Source organism: Thalassovita mediterranea (assembly GCA_019448215.1).
GTDB lineage: Bacteria > Pseudomonadota > Alphaproteobacteria > Caulobacterales > Hyphomonadaceae > Henriciella.
In genome coordinates, this window is sequence record CP080408.1 from 1,483,502 (window position 1) to 1,498,776 (window position 15,275).

At 60.1% G+C, this 15,275-nt stretch carries 20 protein-coding genes and 1 tRNA gene; 14 read left to right on the forward strand and 7 right to left on the reverse strand.

Going from position 1 to position 15,275, the window contains the following annotated elements; translation table 11 throughout:
• A complete protein-coding gene (locus tag KUV46_07330; protein ID QYJ02191.1) occupies nt 1–660 on the reverse strand; it encodes a glutathione S-transferase family protein in 660 nt (219 codons plus the stop codon).
• Nucleotides 661–777: 117 nt separating this feature from the next.
• Here KUV46_07330 and KUV46_07335 point away from each other — a divergent pair, with 117 nt between their 5' ends.
• Complete coding sequence (locus KUV46_07335; GenBank protein ID QYJ02192.1) at nt 778–972, forward strand: zinc-finger domain-containing protein; 195 nt, start codon at nt 778–780, stop codon at nt 970–972.
• Nucleotides 973–984: 12 nt separating this feature from the next.
• On the opposite strand, the gene KUV46_07340 is transcribed toward KUV46_07335, so the two are convergent.
• Both KUV46_07340 and pspF read right to left on the reverse strand, forming a co-directional pair.
• Nucleotides 985–1,791: a WecB/TagA/CpsF family glycosyltransferase gene (locus KUV46_07340; GenBank protein ID QYJ02193.1), complete on the reverse strand. Its 807-nt coding sequence runs from the start codon at nt 1,789–1,791 to the stop codon at nt 985–987.
• A 53-nt stretch (nt 1,792–1,844) separates the two neighbouring features.
• On the reverse strand, nt 1,845–2,918 hold the full coding sequence (gene pspF, locus KUV46_07345) for a phage shock protein operon transcriptional activator (protein ID QYJ02194.1): 1,074 nt from the start codon (nt 2,916–2,918) through the stop codon (nt 1,845–1,847).
• 204 nt (nt 2,919–3,122) lie between these two features.
• Here pspF and KUV46_07350 point away from each other — a divergent pair, with 204 nt between their 5' ends.
• The 5 genes from KUV46_07350 to KUV46_07370 all read left to right on the forward strand — a co-directional run bounded on the left by KUV46_07350 (nt 3,123) and on the right by KUV46_07370 (nt 5,122).
• Complete coding sequence (locus tag KUV46_07350) at nt 3,123–3,263, forward strand: hypothetical protein (protein ID QYJ02195.1); 141 nt, start codon at nt 3,123–3,125, stop codon at nt 3,261–3,263.
• 64 nt (nt 3,264–3,327) lie between these two features.
• Nucleotides 3,328–4,014 (forward strand): phage shock protein PspA, encoded by a 687-nt coding sequence (pspA, locus tag KUV46_07355; protein QYJ02196.1) that lies wholly within the window; start codon nt 3,328–3,330, stop codon nt 4,012–4,014.
• 110 nt (nt 4,015–4,124) lie between these two features.
• Nucleotides 4,125–4,382 carry an envelope stress response membrane protein PspB gene (gene pspB / locus KUV46_07360; GenBank protein ID QYJ02197.1) on the forward strand — a complete coding sequence of 86 codons (258 nt, stop codon included), beginning with the start codon at nt 4,125–4,127 and terminating at the stop codon, nt 4,380–4,382.
• A 12-nt stretch (nt 4,383–4,394) separates the two neighbouring features.
• Nucleotides 4,395–4,853, forward strand: coding sequence for an envelope stress response membrane protein PspC (pspC, locus tag KUV46_07365; GenBank protein QYJ02198.1), 459 nt, complete (start codon nt 4,395–4,397; stop codon nt 4,851–4,853).
• Between the two features lie 2 nt (nt 4,854–4,855).
• A complete protein-coding gene (locus tag KUV46_07370; GenBank protein QYJ02199.1) occupies nt 4,856–5,122 on the forward strand; it encodes a hypothetical protein in 267 nt (88 codons plus the stop codon).
• Nucleotides 5,123–5,132: 10 nt separating this feature from the next.
• Here KUV46_07370 and mnmD read toward each other — a convergent pair whose 3' ends face one another.
• Nucleotides 5,133–6,962, reverse strand: coding sequence for a tRNA (5-methylaminomethyl-2-thiouridine)(34)-methyltransferase MnmD (gene mnmD, locus KUV46_07375; protein QYJ02200.1), 1,830 nt, complete (start codon nt 6,960–6,962; stop codon nt 5,133–5,135).
• 104 nt (nt 6,963–7,066) lie between these two features.
• On the opposite strand from mnmD, the gene KUV46_07380 reads away from it, so the two are divergent.
• The 5 genes from KUV46_07380 to KUV46_07400 are packed head-to-tail and all read left to right on the forward strand — an operon-like array spanning nt 7,067 to nt 9,571.
• Entirely contained in the window at nt 7,067–7,258 is a 192-nt protein-coding gene (locus KUV46_07380; GenBank protein QYJ02201.1) for a CsbD family protein, read from the forward strand.
• A 48-nt stretch (nt 7,259–7,306) separates the two neighbouring features.
• The gene (locus KUV46_07385; protein QYJ02202.1) at nt 7,307–8,551 is read left to right on the forward strand and encodes a hypothetical protein; all 1,245 of its coding nucleotides are present in this window, start codon (nt 7,307–7,309) and stop codon (nt 8,549–8,551) included.
• The gene (locus KUV46_07390; protein QYJ02203.1) at nt 8,544–8,831 is read left to right on the forward strand and encodes an N-acetyltransferase; all 288 of its coding nucleotides are present in this window, start codon (nt 8,544–8,546) and stop codon (nt 8,829–8,831) included. Before KUV46_07385 ends, KUV46_07390 begins: the two co-directional genes overlap by 8 nt.
• On the forward strand, nt 8,828–9,103 hold the full coding sequence (locus KUV46_07395) for an N-acetyltransferase (GenBank protein QYJ02204.1): 276 nt from the start codon (nt 8,828–8,830) through the stop codon (nt 9,101–9,103). The genes KUV46_07390 and KUV46_07395 overlap by 4 nt, the downstream gene beginning before the upstream one ends.
• Before the next feature lie 15 nt (nt 9,104–9,118).
• Nucleotides 9,119–9,571 carry a YcgN family cysteine cluster protein gene (locus KUV46_07400; GenBank protein ID QYJ02205.1) on the forward strand — a complete coding sequence of 151 codons (453 nt, stop codon included), beginning with the start codon at nt 9,119–9,121 and terminating at the stop codon, nt 9,569–9,571.
• 36 nt (nt 9,572–9,607) lie between these two features.
• On the opposite strand, the gene KUV46_07405 is transcribed toward KUV46_07400, so the two are convergent.
• A complete protein-coding gene (locus KUV46_07405) occupies nt 9,608–10,657 on the reverse strand; it encodes a TraB/GumN family protein (protein ID QYJ02206.1) in 1,050 nt (349 codons plus the stop codon).
• Between the two features lie 142 nt (nt 10,658–10,799).
• Here KUV46_07405 and KUV46_07410 point away from each other — a divergent pair.
• Nucleotides 10,800–10,876: transfer RNA gene (locus tag KUV46_07410), tRNA-Arg, on the forward strand.
• An 18-nt stretch (nt 10,877–10,894) separates the two neighbouring features.
• On the opposite strand, the gene KUV46_07415 is transcribed toward KUV46_07410, so the two are convergent.
• Nucleotides 10,895–11,419 carry a group 1 truncated hemoglobin gene (locus KUV46_07415; GenBank protein QYJ02207.1) on the reverse strand — a complete coding sequence of 175 codons (525 nt, stop codon included), beginning with the start codon at nt 11,417–11,419 and terminating at the stop codon, nt 10,895–10,897.
• A gap of 3 nt (nt 11,420–11,422) precedes the next feature.
• Entirely contained in the window at nt 11,423–12,298 is an 876-nt protein-coding gene (locus tag KUV46_07420; protein ID QYJ02208.1) for a DUF3034 family protein, read from the reverse strand.
• 119 nt (nt 12,299–12,417) lie between these two features.
• Here KUV46_07420 and KUV46_07425 point away from each other — a divergent pair, with 119 nt between their 5' ends.
• The gene (locus tag KUV46_07425; GenBank protein QYJ02209.1) at nt 12,418–13,023 is read left to right on the forward strand and encodes a hypothetical protein; all 606 of its coding nucleotides are present in this window, start codon (nt 12,418–12,420) and stop codon (nt 13,021–13,023) included.
• Nucleotides 13,024–13,033: 10 nt separating this feature from the next.
• On the forward strand, nt 13,034–15,271 hold the full coding sequence (locus KUV46_07430) for an EAL domain-containing protein (GenBank protein ID QYJ02210.1): 2,238 nt from the start codon (nt 13,034–13,036) through the stop codon (nt 15,269–15,271).
• Nucleotides 15,272–15,275: the final 4 nt, after the last annotated feature.

Below are 15,275 nucleotides of genomic sequence, written 5' to 3' on the forward strand. Positions count from 1 at the left end.
CTATATAGGACTGTCGCCCTCGACCTCTACCACCAGCGCCTGTTTTTGTCGCTCCTGCGCCCGCTTGAATGCAGGGCGCTCCTTCATCCGTCCGAGATATTCCTTGCACGTCGCGGTCAGGCACGGCTCCAGCGGCGGCAGGACGCTGGCCAGCAGCAGGCCATAGCCGATGGCGATATCTGCCATGGTGAACCTGTCGGCGACCATGAAACGTGAATGCTCCAGCTTCTGGTCGACGATGCGCAGGCGGCCCGAAAACCACATCCGATAGTCATCGGCGACCTGCGGCTGACGGCGGGACTTCTTTTCCAGCATCTCATAGCGAAGCACCAGCGTCTGCGGGAAGGTCAGCGTCGCGTCAGAGAAATACATCCAGTTGAGATACTCGCCATACCCCGCCTCATCGGGCCGGACGGCAAGGTCTGTCGGCCCATGGGTCTCGGCAAGGTAGTGGCAGATGCCGGTCGATTCGGTCATCTTCGTCTTCCCGTCAGTAAAGAACGGGATGGTGCCGAGCGGGTTGATCTCCATGTACGGCTTGTAGTGAACACGCGGCGGGAAGGGCAGGACGACGAGATCGTAATCGATGCCCATTTCCTCCAGCGCCCAGAGCGGCCTGAACGAGCGGGCATTGCGGCAGTGATAGAGTGTCGGTTTCATCGGTCGGCCTCCCGGTAAACGGTGCGGTGTCTCATCCAATTGACGCCGCTTGTCATGACGGACTACCTATGCGCCGTACCGCCTGACGGGCAATGCTGACATTGGGGAAGCTCAACTATGGCCACTCAGAACCTGCCGGAAGCCCCGGAGACGATCGTCACCGATGAGCACCGCGTCGCCTGCGACGGCGGAAATGGCCCGCTTGGACACCCGATCGTCTGGTACGAAATGGGCGACGACGACATGGTCGAATGTGGCTATTGCGACCGCCGCTTTGTCCTGAAGGGCGGCAAGTACGACGCCGATCAGTAAGGCGGATGCGGCCTAGGCTGCCTGCCTGCGCCGCTTTTTGTCGCGCTGCCACATGCCGAAAATCTTCGGCCCGTCGATCAGATAGCGTTTGAACATGCGCTGCGGCTCACTCGTCAGCCTGTGCAGCCATTCCAGCCTGAAATTGCGCATCCATTCGGGCGCCCGCGTCGTGCGCCCAGTCAGAAAGTCGAGGCTCGCGCCGCAGCAGAGCCCGACGCCCTGCACCGTGCCAAGCTGCTTTGCTGCCAGTGCGACCATCTCCTGCTGCGGGGATCCGACACAGAGAAAGTGAAACCGCGCCGGGTTGCGCGCCATGAACTCGGCCGCGGCCTTCACCGCCTCCGGTTTGCGCCGAAGCCCCATTGGCGGGTCGTGCCAGCGCACATCGGAGAGTCCAAAGCGCGCCTTCAGCGCGGCAATCTCGCTCGCCGTACAGCCGATCACCACGACAGGCTCTTCAGGGTCCAGTTCCTTCTCGAACAGCGTCTGCACGATGTCGGCACCCGGCGACGCGGGCAGGTCGATCTTCTCAAACCCAGCGAGCAGTTCAAGAATGCGGCTATCGTTCAGGATCAGGCCGGCCTCATCATAAAGATGGCGCAGCTCCTCTTCACGCTGAAGGCGGACCATATGGTCAACATTCGGCGTCACGACATACCAGAAGCTCTCAGACCCCAGCGCGCTGGCGGCAATCGTGCGCGCAGCCTGACGGGTTGAGCGCGGCTGGAAAGTCAGGCCGAGAAAGTCCACGGCGTCCGGCAGGTTGGCGGCCGGGGCGGCACCAGTCTGCGGCGTCTTTGCGGTAGAACCCTGCATCATGTCTCCTTGGCAGGCAGATCGCGTCGATCAGCGCTTGCGAATCTATTCCTGTTTCAGTCGCTTGTCTCGGTGTCCGGCTTTCCCGGTTTCTTTCCATAGTCGTGTTTGCGCAAAAGCCCGCGAAACTGGTGGTAGGTCAGGCCCAGCGTTTCTGCGGCCTTGCCCTGATGACCATCATGGGCCGCAAGTGCAGCATCTATGAGAGCTGTTTCGAAAACCTTTGTCTGAACTTCGAAAGTGGCTCCAAGCTGCGGCTTCGGCAGCTCGACTTGATTGGAGCGGGTGGGTTGAGTGGCGGCAGGTGGGGAGTCTGATGTTCCTTTCAAGACCGAAGGTGGCCTGAAGGGCGACGCGAACGGGTCCAGCGCTTCAGGATCGAAGCGCACAGGCTCATTGGTGGGCACGATCAGCGCGCGCGCTGTAATGCGCTGGGCAAAGTTTCTGAGCTCGCGCACATTGCCCGGCCAGTCATGCGCCTCAATCGCCTCGATGGCCGATGGGGCAAAGCCTGGAAAATCTTCCAGCATTTCGCGCGCCATGCGCCGCGCAAAGAAGTCGGCCAATAGGGAGGCATCGCCCCTGCGCGCCCGCAATGGCGGTAGCGTCACGACATCGAAGGCCAGCCTGTCCAGAAGGTCTGCGCGGAATCTGCCCGCCTCGACGGCGGAAGGCAGGTCTATGTTGGTTGCCGCCACGACGCGGACATTTGTCTCCAGGACTTTCTCCCCGCCGAGGCGCTGAAACTCACCATACTCGATGACACGCAGCAGCTTCTCCTGTACCCGCTGGGTCGCCGTAGCGATCTCGTCGAGAAAGATCGTGCCGCCATTGGCAAGCTCGAACCGCCCGGTCCGCCGCTCCGTCGCGCCGGTGAACGCGCCGCGCTCATGTCCGAACAGCTCTGAATCCAGAAGGTCGTCGGACAGGGCGGCGCAATTCACCTTGATATACGGCCCGTCCCAGCGCTTCGACAGGAAGTGCATCCGCTCGGCAATCAGCTCCTTACCGGTTCCGCGCTCCCCGATGACGAGCGCAGGCCGGTCCAGCGGCGCAAGCCGTGAGACATGCTCCAGCGCTGAAAGCCACTCCGGGGCTTCGCCAATAATTTGGGGTGTATTGCCAATCATACTGTGAATTTAGCTAAATAGTCAGTCAAAACAACCAAAATAATTAGCGTAATTGACGAATTTATTCTGCCGAGTTGGTGGTCTGAAAATTTTATATCCAGCAAAAACAACGTGCTAGGTGGTTAGCAAAAAACTGGCACGGTCCTTGAAATGAGTATGGCAAGTCAGGCGATGGGCGTCGCCTAAACCGAAAGGACCAGAAGAATGACCGACCGCTCCTACGAGACCCGCTACCGGCAAGGCCGCGAAGAAGGTGGCCGCTTCGGCCGCTGGCTCGCAAGCCGTCCAGCCGAGTGCTGGATGTTCTTTGCAGCAGGCGTCTTCCTTGGCGGCCTGTTCTTCTAGCCACCCGTAAAAAGCACCTCGTCTCCTCCCAGAAGACCGACGAGAATTCGAAAGGATAAAAATCATGGGACTTTTTTCCCGCCTCGGCGACATCATCAACTCCAACATTAACGCGATGCTGGACAGCGCCGAAAACCCAGAAAAGATCGCACGCCTGATCATCCAGGAAATGGAAGACACGCTGGTTGAGGTCCGCACCGCGGCCGCCCGCGCCATGGCCGACAAGAAGGAAATGGAACGCGAGATCGCCTACTACACCAACGTCCGCGACGATTGGGAAAAGAAGGCCGGCGTCGCCATCGACAAGGGCCGTGAAGACCTTGCCCGCGGCGCACTGACCGCAAAGCAGAAAGCCGCCGGTGAAATCGATCGCCGTGAGCATGCCATGCAGGCCGCAGAAGACGCTTTCGAGAAGCACCAGTCGGACCTCGGCAAGCTTCAGGCAAAGCTTGACGAAGCCAAGGCCAAGCACCGTGCACTGATGATGCGCCGCGAGGCTGCCGAGCAACGCATCCGCATGCGCTCGCAGACCTATGATGGCCGTGTCGATGACGCGCTGGCCCGCTATGCAAGCGTCGAGCGCAAGGTCGACGAGATGGAAGCCTACGCTGACACCATCCAGGGCCGTGAGCCGAGCCTCGAAGACGAATTTGCTGCGCTTGAGCGTGACGAAGCCGTCGAGAAAGAGCTCGAAGCCCTGAAGAAGTCGCGCGGTCAGTCTTCCACGCAATCCACCCAGAGCGAGGGCTAAGTCATGCTGACATCCCTTATCGTACTCGGCATTATCCTCTCCATCATCATCGTGCCAGGTCTCGTCATCCAGTCCATGGATGACCGGGCTGACGCCCAGAAAGGATAGTCATGGACTCGGATCTCCTGATCCCGCTCGTTGCGATCGTCTCACTCTTTATCGTCTTCCCAGCCATGGTGTTTCACTACGTCACGCTCTGGAGAAAACAGAAGACGCTCGAACCAGACGACGAACGCATGCTCGAAGACCTCTGGCGCTCCGCAAAACGAATGGAGCGCCGCATCGAGACCCTCGAGAAGCTCGTAGACAATAATCCGGAAGATGCCGCGCCGGTCAGCCGCCAGCCGCGCTCCTCCTACGACCAATAAGGAACCACTTTAATGACCCAATCTGACCGTCACCCACGCTCCGGGCGCGACCGTCATCAGCGCTACGAAGACGAGATGTTCCGCTCGCCAAACCCAAAACGCCTCTACCGCTCGCGCAATGAGCGGATCCTGGCAGGCGTCTGTGGTGGTATCGGCGAACGCTACGGATGGGACCCGCTCGTGGTCCGTCTCGTCACCGTGGTGGCCTTCTTCTTCCTCGCCGGACCGCTGATGCTTCTTGGCTATCTGCTCATGTGGATGATCGTGCCGAAAGCCCCAAAGTCCTATGGGCATCTCGCCCCTGAAGAAGAGGCTTTCTGGCGCGGTGTCTCCGACCGTCCGAAAACGACCTATTCCGGTCTCAAATACACCTTCATGGACCTGGAGGACCGTCTCCAGAACCTCGAAGCCAGTGTCACCTCGGATGAATGGCGCCTGCGCCGTGAATTCCGCAACCTCGAAAAGAACTGAACATGTCGGCTCAACTCCTCTCCCTGCCAAACCGGTATCACTGGATAGAGCCGGCACCTCAACCGACTGAAGCCAAGGGGGCTCCTGAAATGACTCGCAATCTCCAGACCAGCGGATGGCTCGCACTTGCCGGTGCAACCTTCATCCTGGCGTCTGCCGTCGCAGCCAGCATGCTCGGCGGACTGCACATCGAAGCTGGCGGTGTCCAGCTGACGCTCGAAGCTTCGGCAGAGCGCGGTCTGCAGCTGATCTTCGCCGCCGCTACCTGAGGCGGGGTCGTCAGCCCCCGCGCTTCAGGGCGCGAAGAATGAGCCGCATCGGCGACACCGCCTCAAGGGCGGGCCTCGTCGCCGGGGCGGGCTCGAGAAGGATCTGACCGGCCAGTATCTCGCCCGCCCAAGGGCCCCAGGTAAATCCGCGCGATCCAAATCCACCTGCCATGAACAGGCCACCGACCAGCGGCGCGTCCACTTCGATGGCCTGACCATGTTTCACCCCATCGAAAATTGCTCGCGCAGCTGCCTCATCGGGCACCGCTCCGATCAGCGGCAGGCGGTCTGGCGTTGTCGCGCGGACCCCGGCGCGGCTCTGAAGTTCTGCAGATTTGGCGGCCTGGCGCCAATACGGGTCCAGCTGTTCGAGGGCTGCCATATTCGTTTCCCGCGCCGCAGCAGATACGTCCGGCCCGGTGCCGTCCCAGGCTTCAAACGTTGCGCCCCATAGGCGGGTCTGGCCCAAGGCGAGGGCATAGTGGCCGCTGGCAATCGCCGAAGGCGGCGCATCAACGGCGACATCGGCAAACTCCACCTGCCCAAGACGCCCGGTCAGCGCCAGCCATGGCAATAGATCCTGCGCCCCCTGACCGGCTGCGATAATGGTCAGTATGTCTGGATTAAGGCCTGAGAGATCCAGCGTCTCGTCAAACTTGGTCTCGGCCCCTTCGAGCAGGTGCGCGATCAGCTTTTCCGGCTCCAGTATCAGCGCCTTCTTGTGAAGCTGGCCGCTCGCTGCCGCCTCAAGGGTCTCAAGCCCCAGCGGCGGGTCAGCCAGTACTTTGGCAATCCGCTCTGCCTCGCGCTCATCCTTTGGGCGCTGAAGCACATCGGTCTCGGTAACGCCCGGCCGCCCCGCATAGAACTGGCGCGCACGAAGATAGGCGTCGATCAGCAGCCGCGCCTGAACCGTATCGCCCGCATCAAGCCGCGGCATGACCAGCGCCAGCGGGTTGCCGCTCGCCTGCTGCGCCGGACCTCTCGCAGCGTCCATCACTTCGACCTCAAGGCCGCGATCAAGAAATGTCCGCGCCAGACACGCCCCGGCTATACCAGCCCCGATGATCCGGACTTTCGTTGGGCGACCATCGGGTGAGCGAAGGCCGTAGACATCCGGTGCAGGCTGCGGCGCCTCGTTGAGGCGCACTTCCAGCCGCTCGCGCTTGCGCCCGAAGCCCTCGACCTTGGCGACATCGAAGCCAGCTTCGGCAAGGCCGCGCCGCACGAAACCAGCCACCGTGAATGTACTGAGAGAAACACCGTCAGTGCACCGCTGCTGCACCATCGGCCAGAGGGATTTATCCCACATTTGCGGATTCTTTGCCGGGGAGAATCCATCAAGAAACCACGCATCGGCAGCAAAGCGGGAGGCGGGCAAAGTCTCGCTGATGTCCCCGGTATGAAGCGTCAGTGTGACGCCCTCAACCGGCCAGACGATCCGTTGGACACCTATCGCGCGCTCTGGCCATCGCTCGATCAGCTGGTCTGAGAACTCGCTGATCTCCGGCCATGCGGAAAGCGCGCGGGCGGCATCCTCCCGGTCGAGTGGAAACCCTTCGAAGGAAACAAAGTGCAGCCACGCTTTGTCCGAGGGACGTGTCTCACGCCAGAGCTGCCAGGTGCCAAGGAAATTGAGCCCTGTTCCAAAGCCAAGCTCGCCAATGGTGAAGCTGTCCTTGCCTTCCCAGCGCTCTGGCAGGCCGCACCCTTTCAGGAAAACAAGACGTGTTTCCTCCAGCCCGCTCTGGCGGGAGAAATAGATATCATCCACCCGCACATCCTGCGGCGTGCCATCATCTTTCCAGTCAAGTTCAGGGCGGGGCGGTAGTCGGCTCATTTGCGGCTCATCTAGCACGGGAATTTAATATTCCACCCCGGGAACGGCAGGGCCAGATCGCTTGTTATTATAGTGATCTACACACGCAAAAGGAGAAACCTTCCATGGGAAAAGATCAAGCTGAAGGCCTTGGCAAGAAAGTCGCTGGCAAGGCAAAGGAAATCGCAGGTGTCGCCACCAATAACCGCAAGCTCGAAGCCGAAGGCAAGGCGCAACAGGTAGAAGGCAAAGGCCAGGAAATGGTCGGCGAAGCCAAGGATGCCCTGAAATCAGAAGAGAAAAAGAAGGCTGAATAGGCCTTCAATCTGCTTGGCAGGGGCCTTGCGGCGTCTAAATCCACTACAATGATTTCGCACCATAAGACCCCTGCAAGGCGCGCAGGCCTTGAAAGATTGAATGAATTTGCGCCCCTGATGGGGGCGCACTATTCGCACCGGCGCAATATTGACCCGGGTGAAGATGGCCGCCCGAACGTTTCCCAGCTTTCCCCCTTTCTTCGTCACCGGCTGGTCAGCGAGGAAGAGGTCGCCTCCGCGGCCCTCACCGTGCATGGCGGCGAACAAGCCACGAAATTCATTCAGGAAATCTGTTGGCGGACATATTTCAAAGGCTGGCTGGAGCATCACCCGTCGGTCTGGTCAGACTATATTTCCGACCGTGATGCGCAATTTAATACCCTCGAAAAGGACAAGGGCCTACGCGCCGATTATGAGGCTGCAATTGAAGGCCGCGCCGGTATCGAAGGCTTTGACCATTGGGCGAAAGAGCTCGCTGAAACCGGCTATCTCCACAACCACGCCCGCATGTCCTTTGCCTCGATCTGGCTCTTCACGCTGAAGTTGCCCTGGTCGCTCGGCGCAGACTTTTTCCTCCGCCACCTCCTCGACGGTGACCCCGCCTCCAACACATTGTCCTGGCGCTGGGTCGCTGGGCTTCACACGCCGGGAAAGACCTATCTCGCCAAGAAGGAAGCCATTGAGACGTGCAGCGATGGAAGGTTCGCGCCGGGCAATCTCGCCCAGAGCGCCCGTCAGGTTCCGGGGCCAGAAAACCCCCAACCGCAACAGCTTCCGGCCCGCGACAGCCTGCCTGACGAGCGATTTGCGCTTCTTCTCACCGAGGATGATCTCAGCGTCGAAACATGGCTCAATGAGCATCTGGACATCGAGGCGATTGCCGGTTTGCATAGTGCAGAGAGCAGGTGCGCTGCAGACGTTTCGAAGAAGGCCATGTCCTTCACCAAAGGCGCCCTCGAAGATGGCCTTGCAAGGGCAGGCAGTCATTTCGGCGTTTCCACCCAAAGTCTCTCAGATGACAGCGACAAGCAATCCGCGCTGAAAGACTGGGCGAGCAGTCTTGAGACCCGGCACATTATTGTCCCCTACATCCCGGCCGGATGGACGCTCGATGCGCTGTCGCCGCTCCTGTCTGAGCTTCGGGCAGACGGGTTTCACATCCACCAGATCCGGCGTGACTGGGATGAGTGCTTCTGGCCGCACGCCAGGAAAGGTTTCTTCAAATTGCGCAAGCAGATCCCATCTGTTCTGGACACGCTCGACATAGCAGAAGGTCTGAAGCTCGATGGCTGATCCTGAAATCAAGCACTCAGAAAGCGATAGCGGCGGGGTCTTCCACACGACCATTGATGGCCACAAGGCCGAGATGACCTACTCCAAGGCAGGCACGACGGTCATGATCATTGATCATACGGGCGTGCCCGAAGCGCTCGGCGGTCAGGGCGTGGGTCTGAAGCTGGTTGAGGCGGGCATTGCCCTTGCGCGCGAGCGCGGGCTGAAAATCATGCCGCTCTGCCCCTTTGCCAAGGCGCAGTTCGAGAAGCACCCGGAATGGAAGGATGTTCTTCGATGAGCGACCTCACACTTCAAGATGATGGCAAGCAGCTGACAACGGATGTCGAAGGCCACGAACTTGTCATCCGCTATGGCTGGCAGGGCGATGACGTGATGCGCGTCGACTTTGTCGGTGTGCCATCGGCGCTCGGCGGACGCGGCCTCGGCACGAAGCTGGTCGGCAAGCTGGTTGAGAAAGCCCGAGCAGAGAATTTCAAGCTCGTGCCGGTCTGTGGTTTCGCCCGAACGCAGATCGACAGGCATCCGGACTGGAAGGATGTGCTCGCCTGATCCATTAAGTCAGGTATGAGCAAGCCATTCTGGGAAACCAAAAGCCTGACAGAGATGACCCCGCAGGAGTGGGAGTCGCTTTGCGATGGCTGCGCGAAATGCTGCCTCATCAAACTCGAGGACGAAGATAGCGGCGACGTCGCCTATACGAGGCTGCACTGCAAACTGCTCGATGCCGACCTCTGCCGCTGCGCAGACTATGAGAACCGTAAGGCCAAGGTGCCGGATTGCGTGATCCTGACGCCGAAATCGGTGTCAGAGCTGAGATGGATGCCGAAAAGCTGTGCCTATCGCCGCGTGCATGAGGGACGCGGACTGGAAGACTGGCATCATCTTGTCTGCGGTGATCGCCAGCGCATCCATGAGGTCGGCAAATCGATCATGGGCCAGACGGTGAGCGAAGAGACCGTCTTCGAGGAAGACCAGATTGACTGGATCATCGACTGGGACGGCAACCCGCCGGACTGATCGCCAGTCCGGCAGATACCAGATTTCAAATGGGGCTTATGGCCCCTCGATCTCATAGCCCTTGTCGCGCAGCAGGGTGATGACGCTGTCAGGCCCTGCAAGATGGCCTGCGCCAACCGCAACAAAGACGGTGCCTTCGACATCATCGAGGAAGCCTTCGATCTGCGGCACCCAGTTCTCGTTCCGCTCAACGAAGAGGGCGTCATAGATGCCGTCGCCGCCGCCCGTATCCGGGTTCGCCACGAGCATGCCCAGACCTTCGACATCGCCGTCGCGCCACTCATCGACAACCTGATCGAGGGTGCGGCTGGTATCGCCCAGCGTGATGGAGGTCTCATAGAGGTAGGCGGCCTGCGTATCTTCGGGCAGTTCGTCAAAAATCGCGGCCTGGTCGGCGGCGGTTTCAAGGAAGGCGAATTCCTTTCCGGCCGCTTCTGCATCGGCGATCAGGATCTGCTCAATGCCGGCATTCGGGTCAAACCCATCAGACTGGAGCTGCAGAACGGAGAGGTTCACAGCCGCCATCCATGGCTCCATCGGGTCGAAAGCCGAGACGGGCAGATTGAGGCCGGACAACGCCTCTTCAAAAGCGGTGAGGACCGGGTCTGGCAGCTCGTTGCTGAGCGTGCGCCCATCCCCATAGAAACCGCGAGACAGGAAATCACGGGCGACGGCCTGCTGACCTGCCTCGCTGACCATATCCAGTTCAAGGACGAGAACGTCAGCCGAATTGAATTTTTCGGTGAACTCATCGGTGCGCCAGTCTAGGTCCGGCCGCATCAGATGGACGGTGCCGAAGATATGGACCGTCGTGTCCTCGTCGGACATGGTCCAGATCGCGGGTGAGCCGTCACCCTTCGTGGCCTGCGCCTGCTCCAGCGCCGCATCGAACTCAGCCATAAGCTCATCGCGCGAGCGATATTCGGCCGAGCCTTCAGGGCTCGTATCTTCGGCGCCCGTGCCGGTTTCGACGACGGCTGGCTCGTCGCTCGTGGCGGCCTCATCGCTGCCAGACGGGCTACAGGCTGCGAGCGCGGCAAAGGCAAGGGCACTCAGGCCTGAAACGAAATGGAAGCTGCGGCTCATACGTGTAATCTCCTCAAGACGGGCGGCCTGCAATGCCGGCGACAGGCTTTACTACATGCCAACGGACACTGGCACAAAGCTGATTTGGCGTGTTTCGCAAAGATTGCACCTGCCGCCCCATTCGCATAGAGGGATTGGCAACGCACCTATAGCTCAGCTGGATAGAGCGCTGCCCTCCGAAGGCAGAGGTCACAGGTTCGAATCCTGTTAGGTGCGCCATTCCCTATTCAGACAAGATTACCGCGTGACAGTGTCCCGCTTCATGGGCGCGAGTTTCGCAAGAAAGCGGTTCTGCATGCGGAACGGCACGCCTTCTTCATTCATGGCCGCCTGAAGGATTTCCACCACCGCAGCAAACTCGGCTGTGGTGACACCATGGTCGCGGTGGACCTCTTTCATGTCGCGGCCGGTATAGTCGCAGCCGCCGCCGAGAATATAGCAGAACTGCTCATTCAGCGTGCGCGTCAGGCGGACCCAGTCGGAGGCCGCAAAGATTTTTTCTGTGCGAGGATCCGTCCGCACGCCTTCGACGAAGCTGTCGACAATACGCGCGATACCTTCGCGTCCATTGAATGCGGCGAGCACGCTCGGGTCCGAAATCGGGTCTGCGCCAGCATTTTTATTGGAGATTTCATAAGGGTCTACATGAAGCTCGCCCTCACGCATGTGCGCCGGCACTGCGTCTCCCTCATTGAGAGGCTGGGCGACTGCAGGACCAGCCAGGGCGATGATGAGTGCGATGGAGGCTGAGAAAATACGCATGGGCTAGAATCCCAGTTGGAGTGAAAGATAGAGGCCGCGCTGGTCTTCAAAAGTCGCGATCGACCCGAGGTCGGCATAGGCCGCTGTGAGGGTGACATTCCTGTTCAGCGCATAGGCTGCAAAGACATCGAACCAGTCTTCTTCCTGCGCGAAGGCGAGATTGTCCGGCTTCATCCGGTATTCCCCGCCAATGACGAGACGCCGGGAAAGCATATAGGCCACAGAGACTTCAGGCTGGAGCTGATGGTCGTTTGTGCCGCCAAAGCCCAGAAGGCCGTTCTGGTTGGCGTCGGTATAACGAAGCGTCGCATTCAGAAGCAGGCTTTGCGCAAGCAAAAGCTTCGTCGCGCTGGCATAGACTTCGACGCCATCATCATCTTCAGCGCCGAGTGCATTGAGGAGCGGGCCGTGATCTGCGGACTTGTAGAAGGCGCCCACAGCAATCTGCGGCAGCCACTTGTCCTGGTCATAGACCGCATCGCCAGCAAGGCGTAGCTTTGCGCCGACGATGTCCTGATTGAATGTGAACCCGTCGCCGATGCCGAGCGCCGCGCCAGTGCTGCCCGTGTCGAATTCCTGACGCGAATAGCTGATCTCGAACCGGTTATAGAAGCCAGCCGCAGCGCCATAGGACTCAAAAGTGTAATCTGGCAGGTCGAGATAGGTGTAATGGGCCGTGCCACCTATGCCGCGATCGGTCGAGTTGCCGGCGATGACCGCCCAGGGCGTGATGCCGCCGCCTGCCGCGCCGTCGACATCGGTCACGCCGCGGGTGAGCAGCAGTTTTCCGCCTGTCTCGAAATCCAGCATGTCAGCATGCGCTGCCGTGACCGGAGCCCCGATCAAAATACCCGCTGCCATAGCCGCCCGAAGCGGCATGATTACGCTTCTGCGAAGTCGTGAAAGCATAAAGTCACCCCTGATCATTTCTGGTCGGGGGCGAGAAATAGCGCGCGATAATTAATAGATGTGTAAATAACATTGTATAGAAAATAAGAATGAGACTATTTTCGCTTTTCCTGTTGCTGGTATCCGTTTCGCTGCCGGCCTTTGCGCGTCCGATTATTGTCGTCGACTCTTCCGGTGAGCCTGTGGCCAACGCCGTCGTCAGTTTTGATACGGGCGGCGCGGCGCCCTCTTCCTACGGCCAGCCGCTCGCACTCAGTCAGCAGGACATTCGCTTCAAGCCTTATGTACTGGCAGTTCCGACAGGCGCGGATGTGACCTTTCCAAACCTCGACCGTGTACGTCACCACGTTTACTCATTCTCGCGTGGCAACAGGTTCGAGCTCGAACTTTATGGCCGCGAAGAGCAGCGTTTTGTCACCTTCGATACGCCCGGCACGGTTGCGATCGGCTGCAACATCCATGACCTCATGCTCGCCTATATCCACGTTACTGACGCCGCTTATGCCGGTGTCACCGACGCTGATGGGCGCGTCGAGATCGAAGGCCTCCCGGCTGATGCTGGCATCGCGCAGGTCTGGCAGCCCGACATGTCCGGCGGCCAGACGGTCGATGTGACGCCGGTGCTCGACGGCGAGACGATGAAGCTGGCGCTCCCTGCTCGCTATTCGCCGCCGCCACCAGGCGCTGCCGAATAGGGCGCGGCGCATGGCCTTCCGGCACCTAAAGACCAAACTTGTCGTTTCCTATGGCGGGCTTCTAGGACTGATCCTGGCGGTCATCGTGCTGGCGAGCTATTTCGCGATTGAGGCGGCGGCGCGCGAGAAAATCGACGACGAAATGGCCGCAACCGAAGCGGTCTCCAACCGTCTGTGGCAGATGCGGGCCGACAAGCTGGAGGAGGCTGCCAGCGTTGTCTCGCGCGATTTCGGTTTCCGCGAAGCGGTGGCCACCGATGATGTCGCCACCATGTCCTCGGCGCTCGAAAACTTCCTCAACAGGCTGGATGCCGAAGCCGCCTTCATCGTGACCTCTGACGGGCGAGGCCTCAGGGGCGGCGCGGTGGAGACCGAAACGGTCGATGCAGAGCTTCTGGCGGCGCTGAACGCCAATGGGCAGGAAACAGGTGTGGCCGCGCTGGACGGGGCTGTGCACCAGATCGTTTCACGTCCGATCATGGCCCCGACCCTTCTCGGCTGGGTGCTCTTTGCCGAAAGGCTCGATGAGGCAGAGCTGAGCGAACTTGAGACCCTGTCGGCCATTCCGCTGACCGCGCAAATCCTGATCGACGGGCAGTATGGAGACGATGCCGGAAACAAGCCCGGCTTTGTGACGCGCTCAAGCCCGATCAAGGGCTTTGGGCATTTGCCTGATGCCGTCCTCAAGCTTGAATACCCGCTAGCTGGAGCCATGGCGCCTTTCAGGAGCATGCTGCTCATCATCGCGCTCATGGCTGCAGGCGGCATTGTCGCCTTGCTGGTCTGCACGTGGTTCATCTCTCGCACGGTGACCGGTCCGATCATGAAGCTGGATGCGGCGGCGCAGGCGATTGCAAGCGGGAAGAAGGCCGGCCTCGACGTGAAAGCCGATGATGAGATCGGCCGGCTCGCGAACAGCTTTTCCCACATGGTCAAAGAGGTGCAGGCGCGTGAGGAAAATATCCTCAAACTCTCCCTGACAGATCCGGAAACAGAGCTGCCGAACCGCCGGGCGATGGAGATGTTCCTCGCCGGAACGGACCGCGCGGATGTCTACTGCGCTGCGATTAGCCCCGACAGGTTTGCGAATATCACTTCGGTTATTGGTCAGGCAGCGAGCAACGAACTGGTGGCCCTGCTTGGCCAGCGGCTTCAGGAGATGCCGGATGTCCTCGCACTCGGCCGGCTTGGCGGAGAAGTCATCGGGGTTGCGATAGGCGCAGCCAGCCATGAAGAGGCGCGTATCCGCCTCAGCGCCATTCTGGAGGGGGCCGGTCGCCCGGTCCGGGTGCGCGGCGAGCTGGTTGATGTGCAGCTTTCGGCAGGTTTCGCGCCGCTCGGCTCAGACGGAAAGCTCGCACCGCTCGATGAGTCGGTTATCGGCCTCCATCAGGCCAGGCAGCGCCGCCTTCCTGTCTTTGCGTTCGACAAGGTCGCTTATGGTGATCCGAGTGGCACGCTCTCGCTGATGAGCGAGATGGTGGCAGGCATGGAGGATGGCAGTCTCTACCTGACCTACCAGCCAAAGGTGGACCTTCGCAGCCAGACGGTCTGCAGCGCGGAGGCCCTGCTTCGCTGGGAGCATCCAGAGCGCGGTTTCGTTTCGCCTGAGGACTTCGTCCGCGCCGCCGAAGAGACTGGCCACATTCGCCCCTTGAGCGAATGGGTGTTCAGGCAGGTCAGGGATGAGCGGGCCCGCTTCCTCGATGCGGGGCATGACATCAAGGTCGCCGTCAATCTTTCAGGTCGGCTTCTGACTGATACCGAATTCCTTCGCTGGAGCATTGGCTTCATCGGCGCAGAGGCAGATCGCTACTGCCTCGAAGTGACCGAAACGGCGGTCATCGATGACCCGAAACTGGCGCTTTCCAATATCCAGCTGCTGCGTGAAGCAGGCTTTGAGATATCCATCGACGATTATGGCTCAGGCCTGTCGTCGCTTTCCTATCTGAAACAGATCCCGGCGCATGAGCTCAAGATCGACAAGAGTTTCGTGCTCCCTCTGAAAGTTGGCTCCTCAGATGCGCTTCTGATCAAGTCGACGATCGATCTCGCGCACAGTCTCGGGATGAAGGTCACGGCTGAGGGCGTCGAGACGCGCGAGATCATGTCCATGCTGTCGGTCATGGGTGCCGACCGCGCTCAAGGCTACTACATCTCGCGCCCGGTCGGGTCTGACAGCATGATCAGCTTCCTCGACAGCTTCACAGTCGAAGCTGACGACGAGCAATCCTTGAAGGCGGGATGAGGTT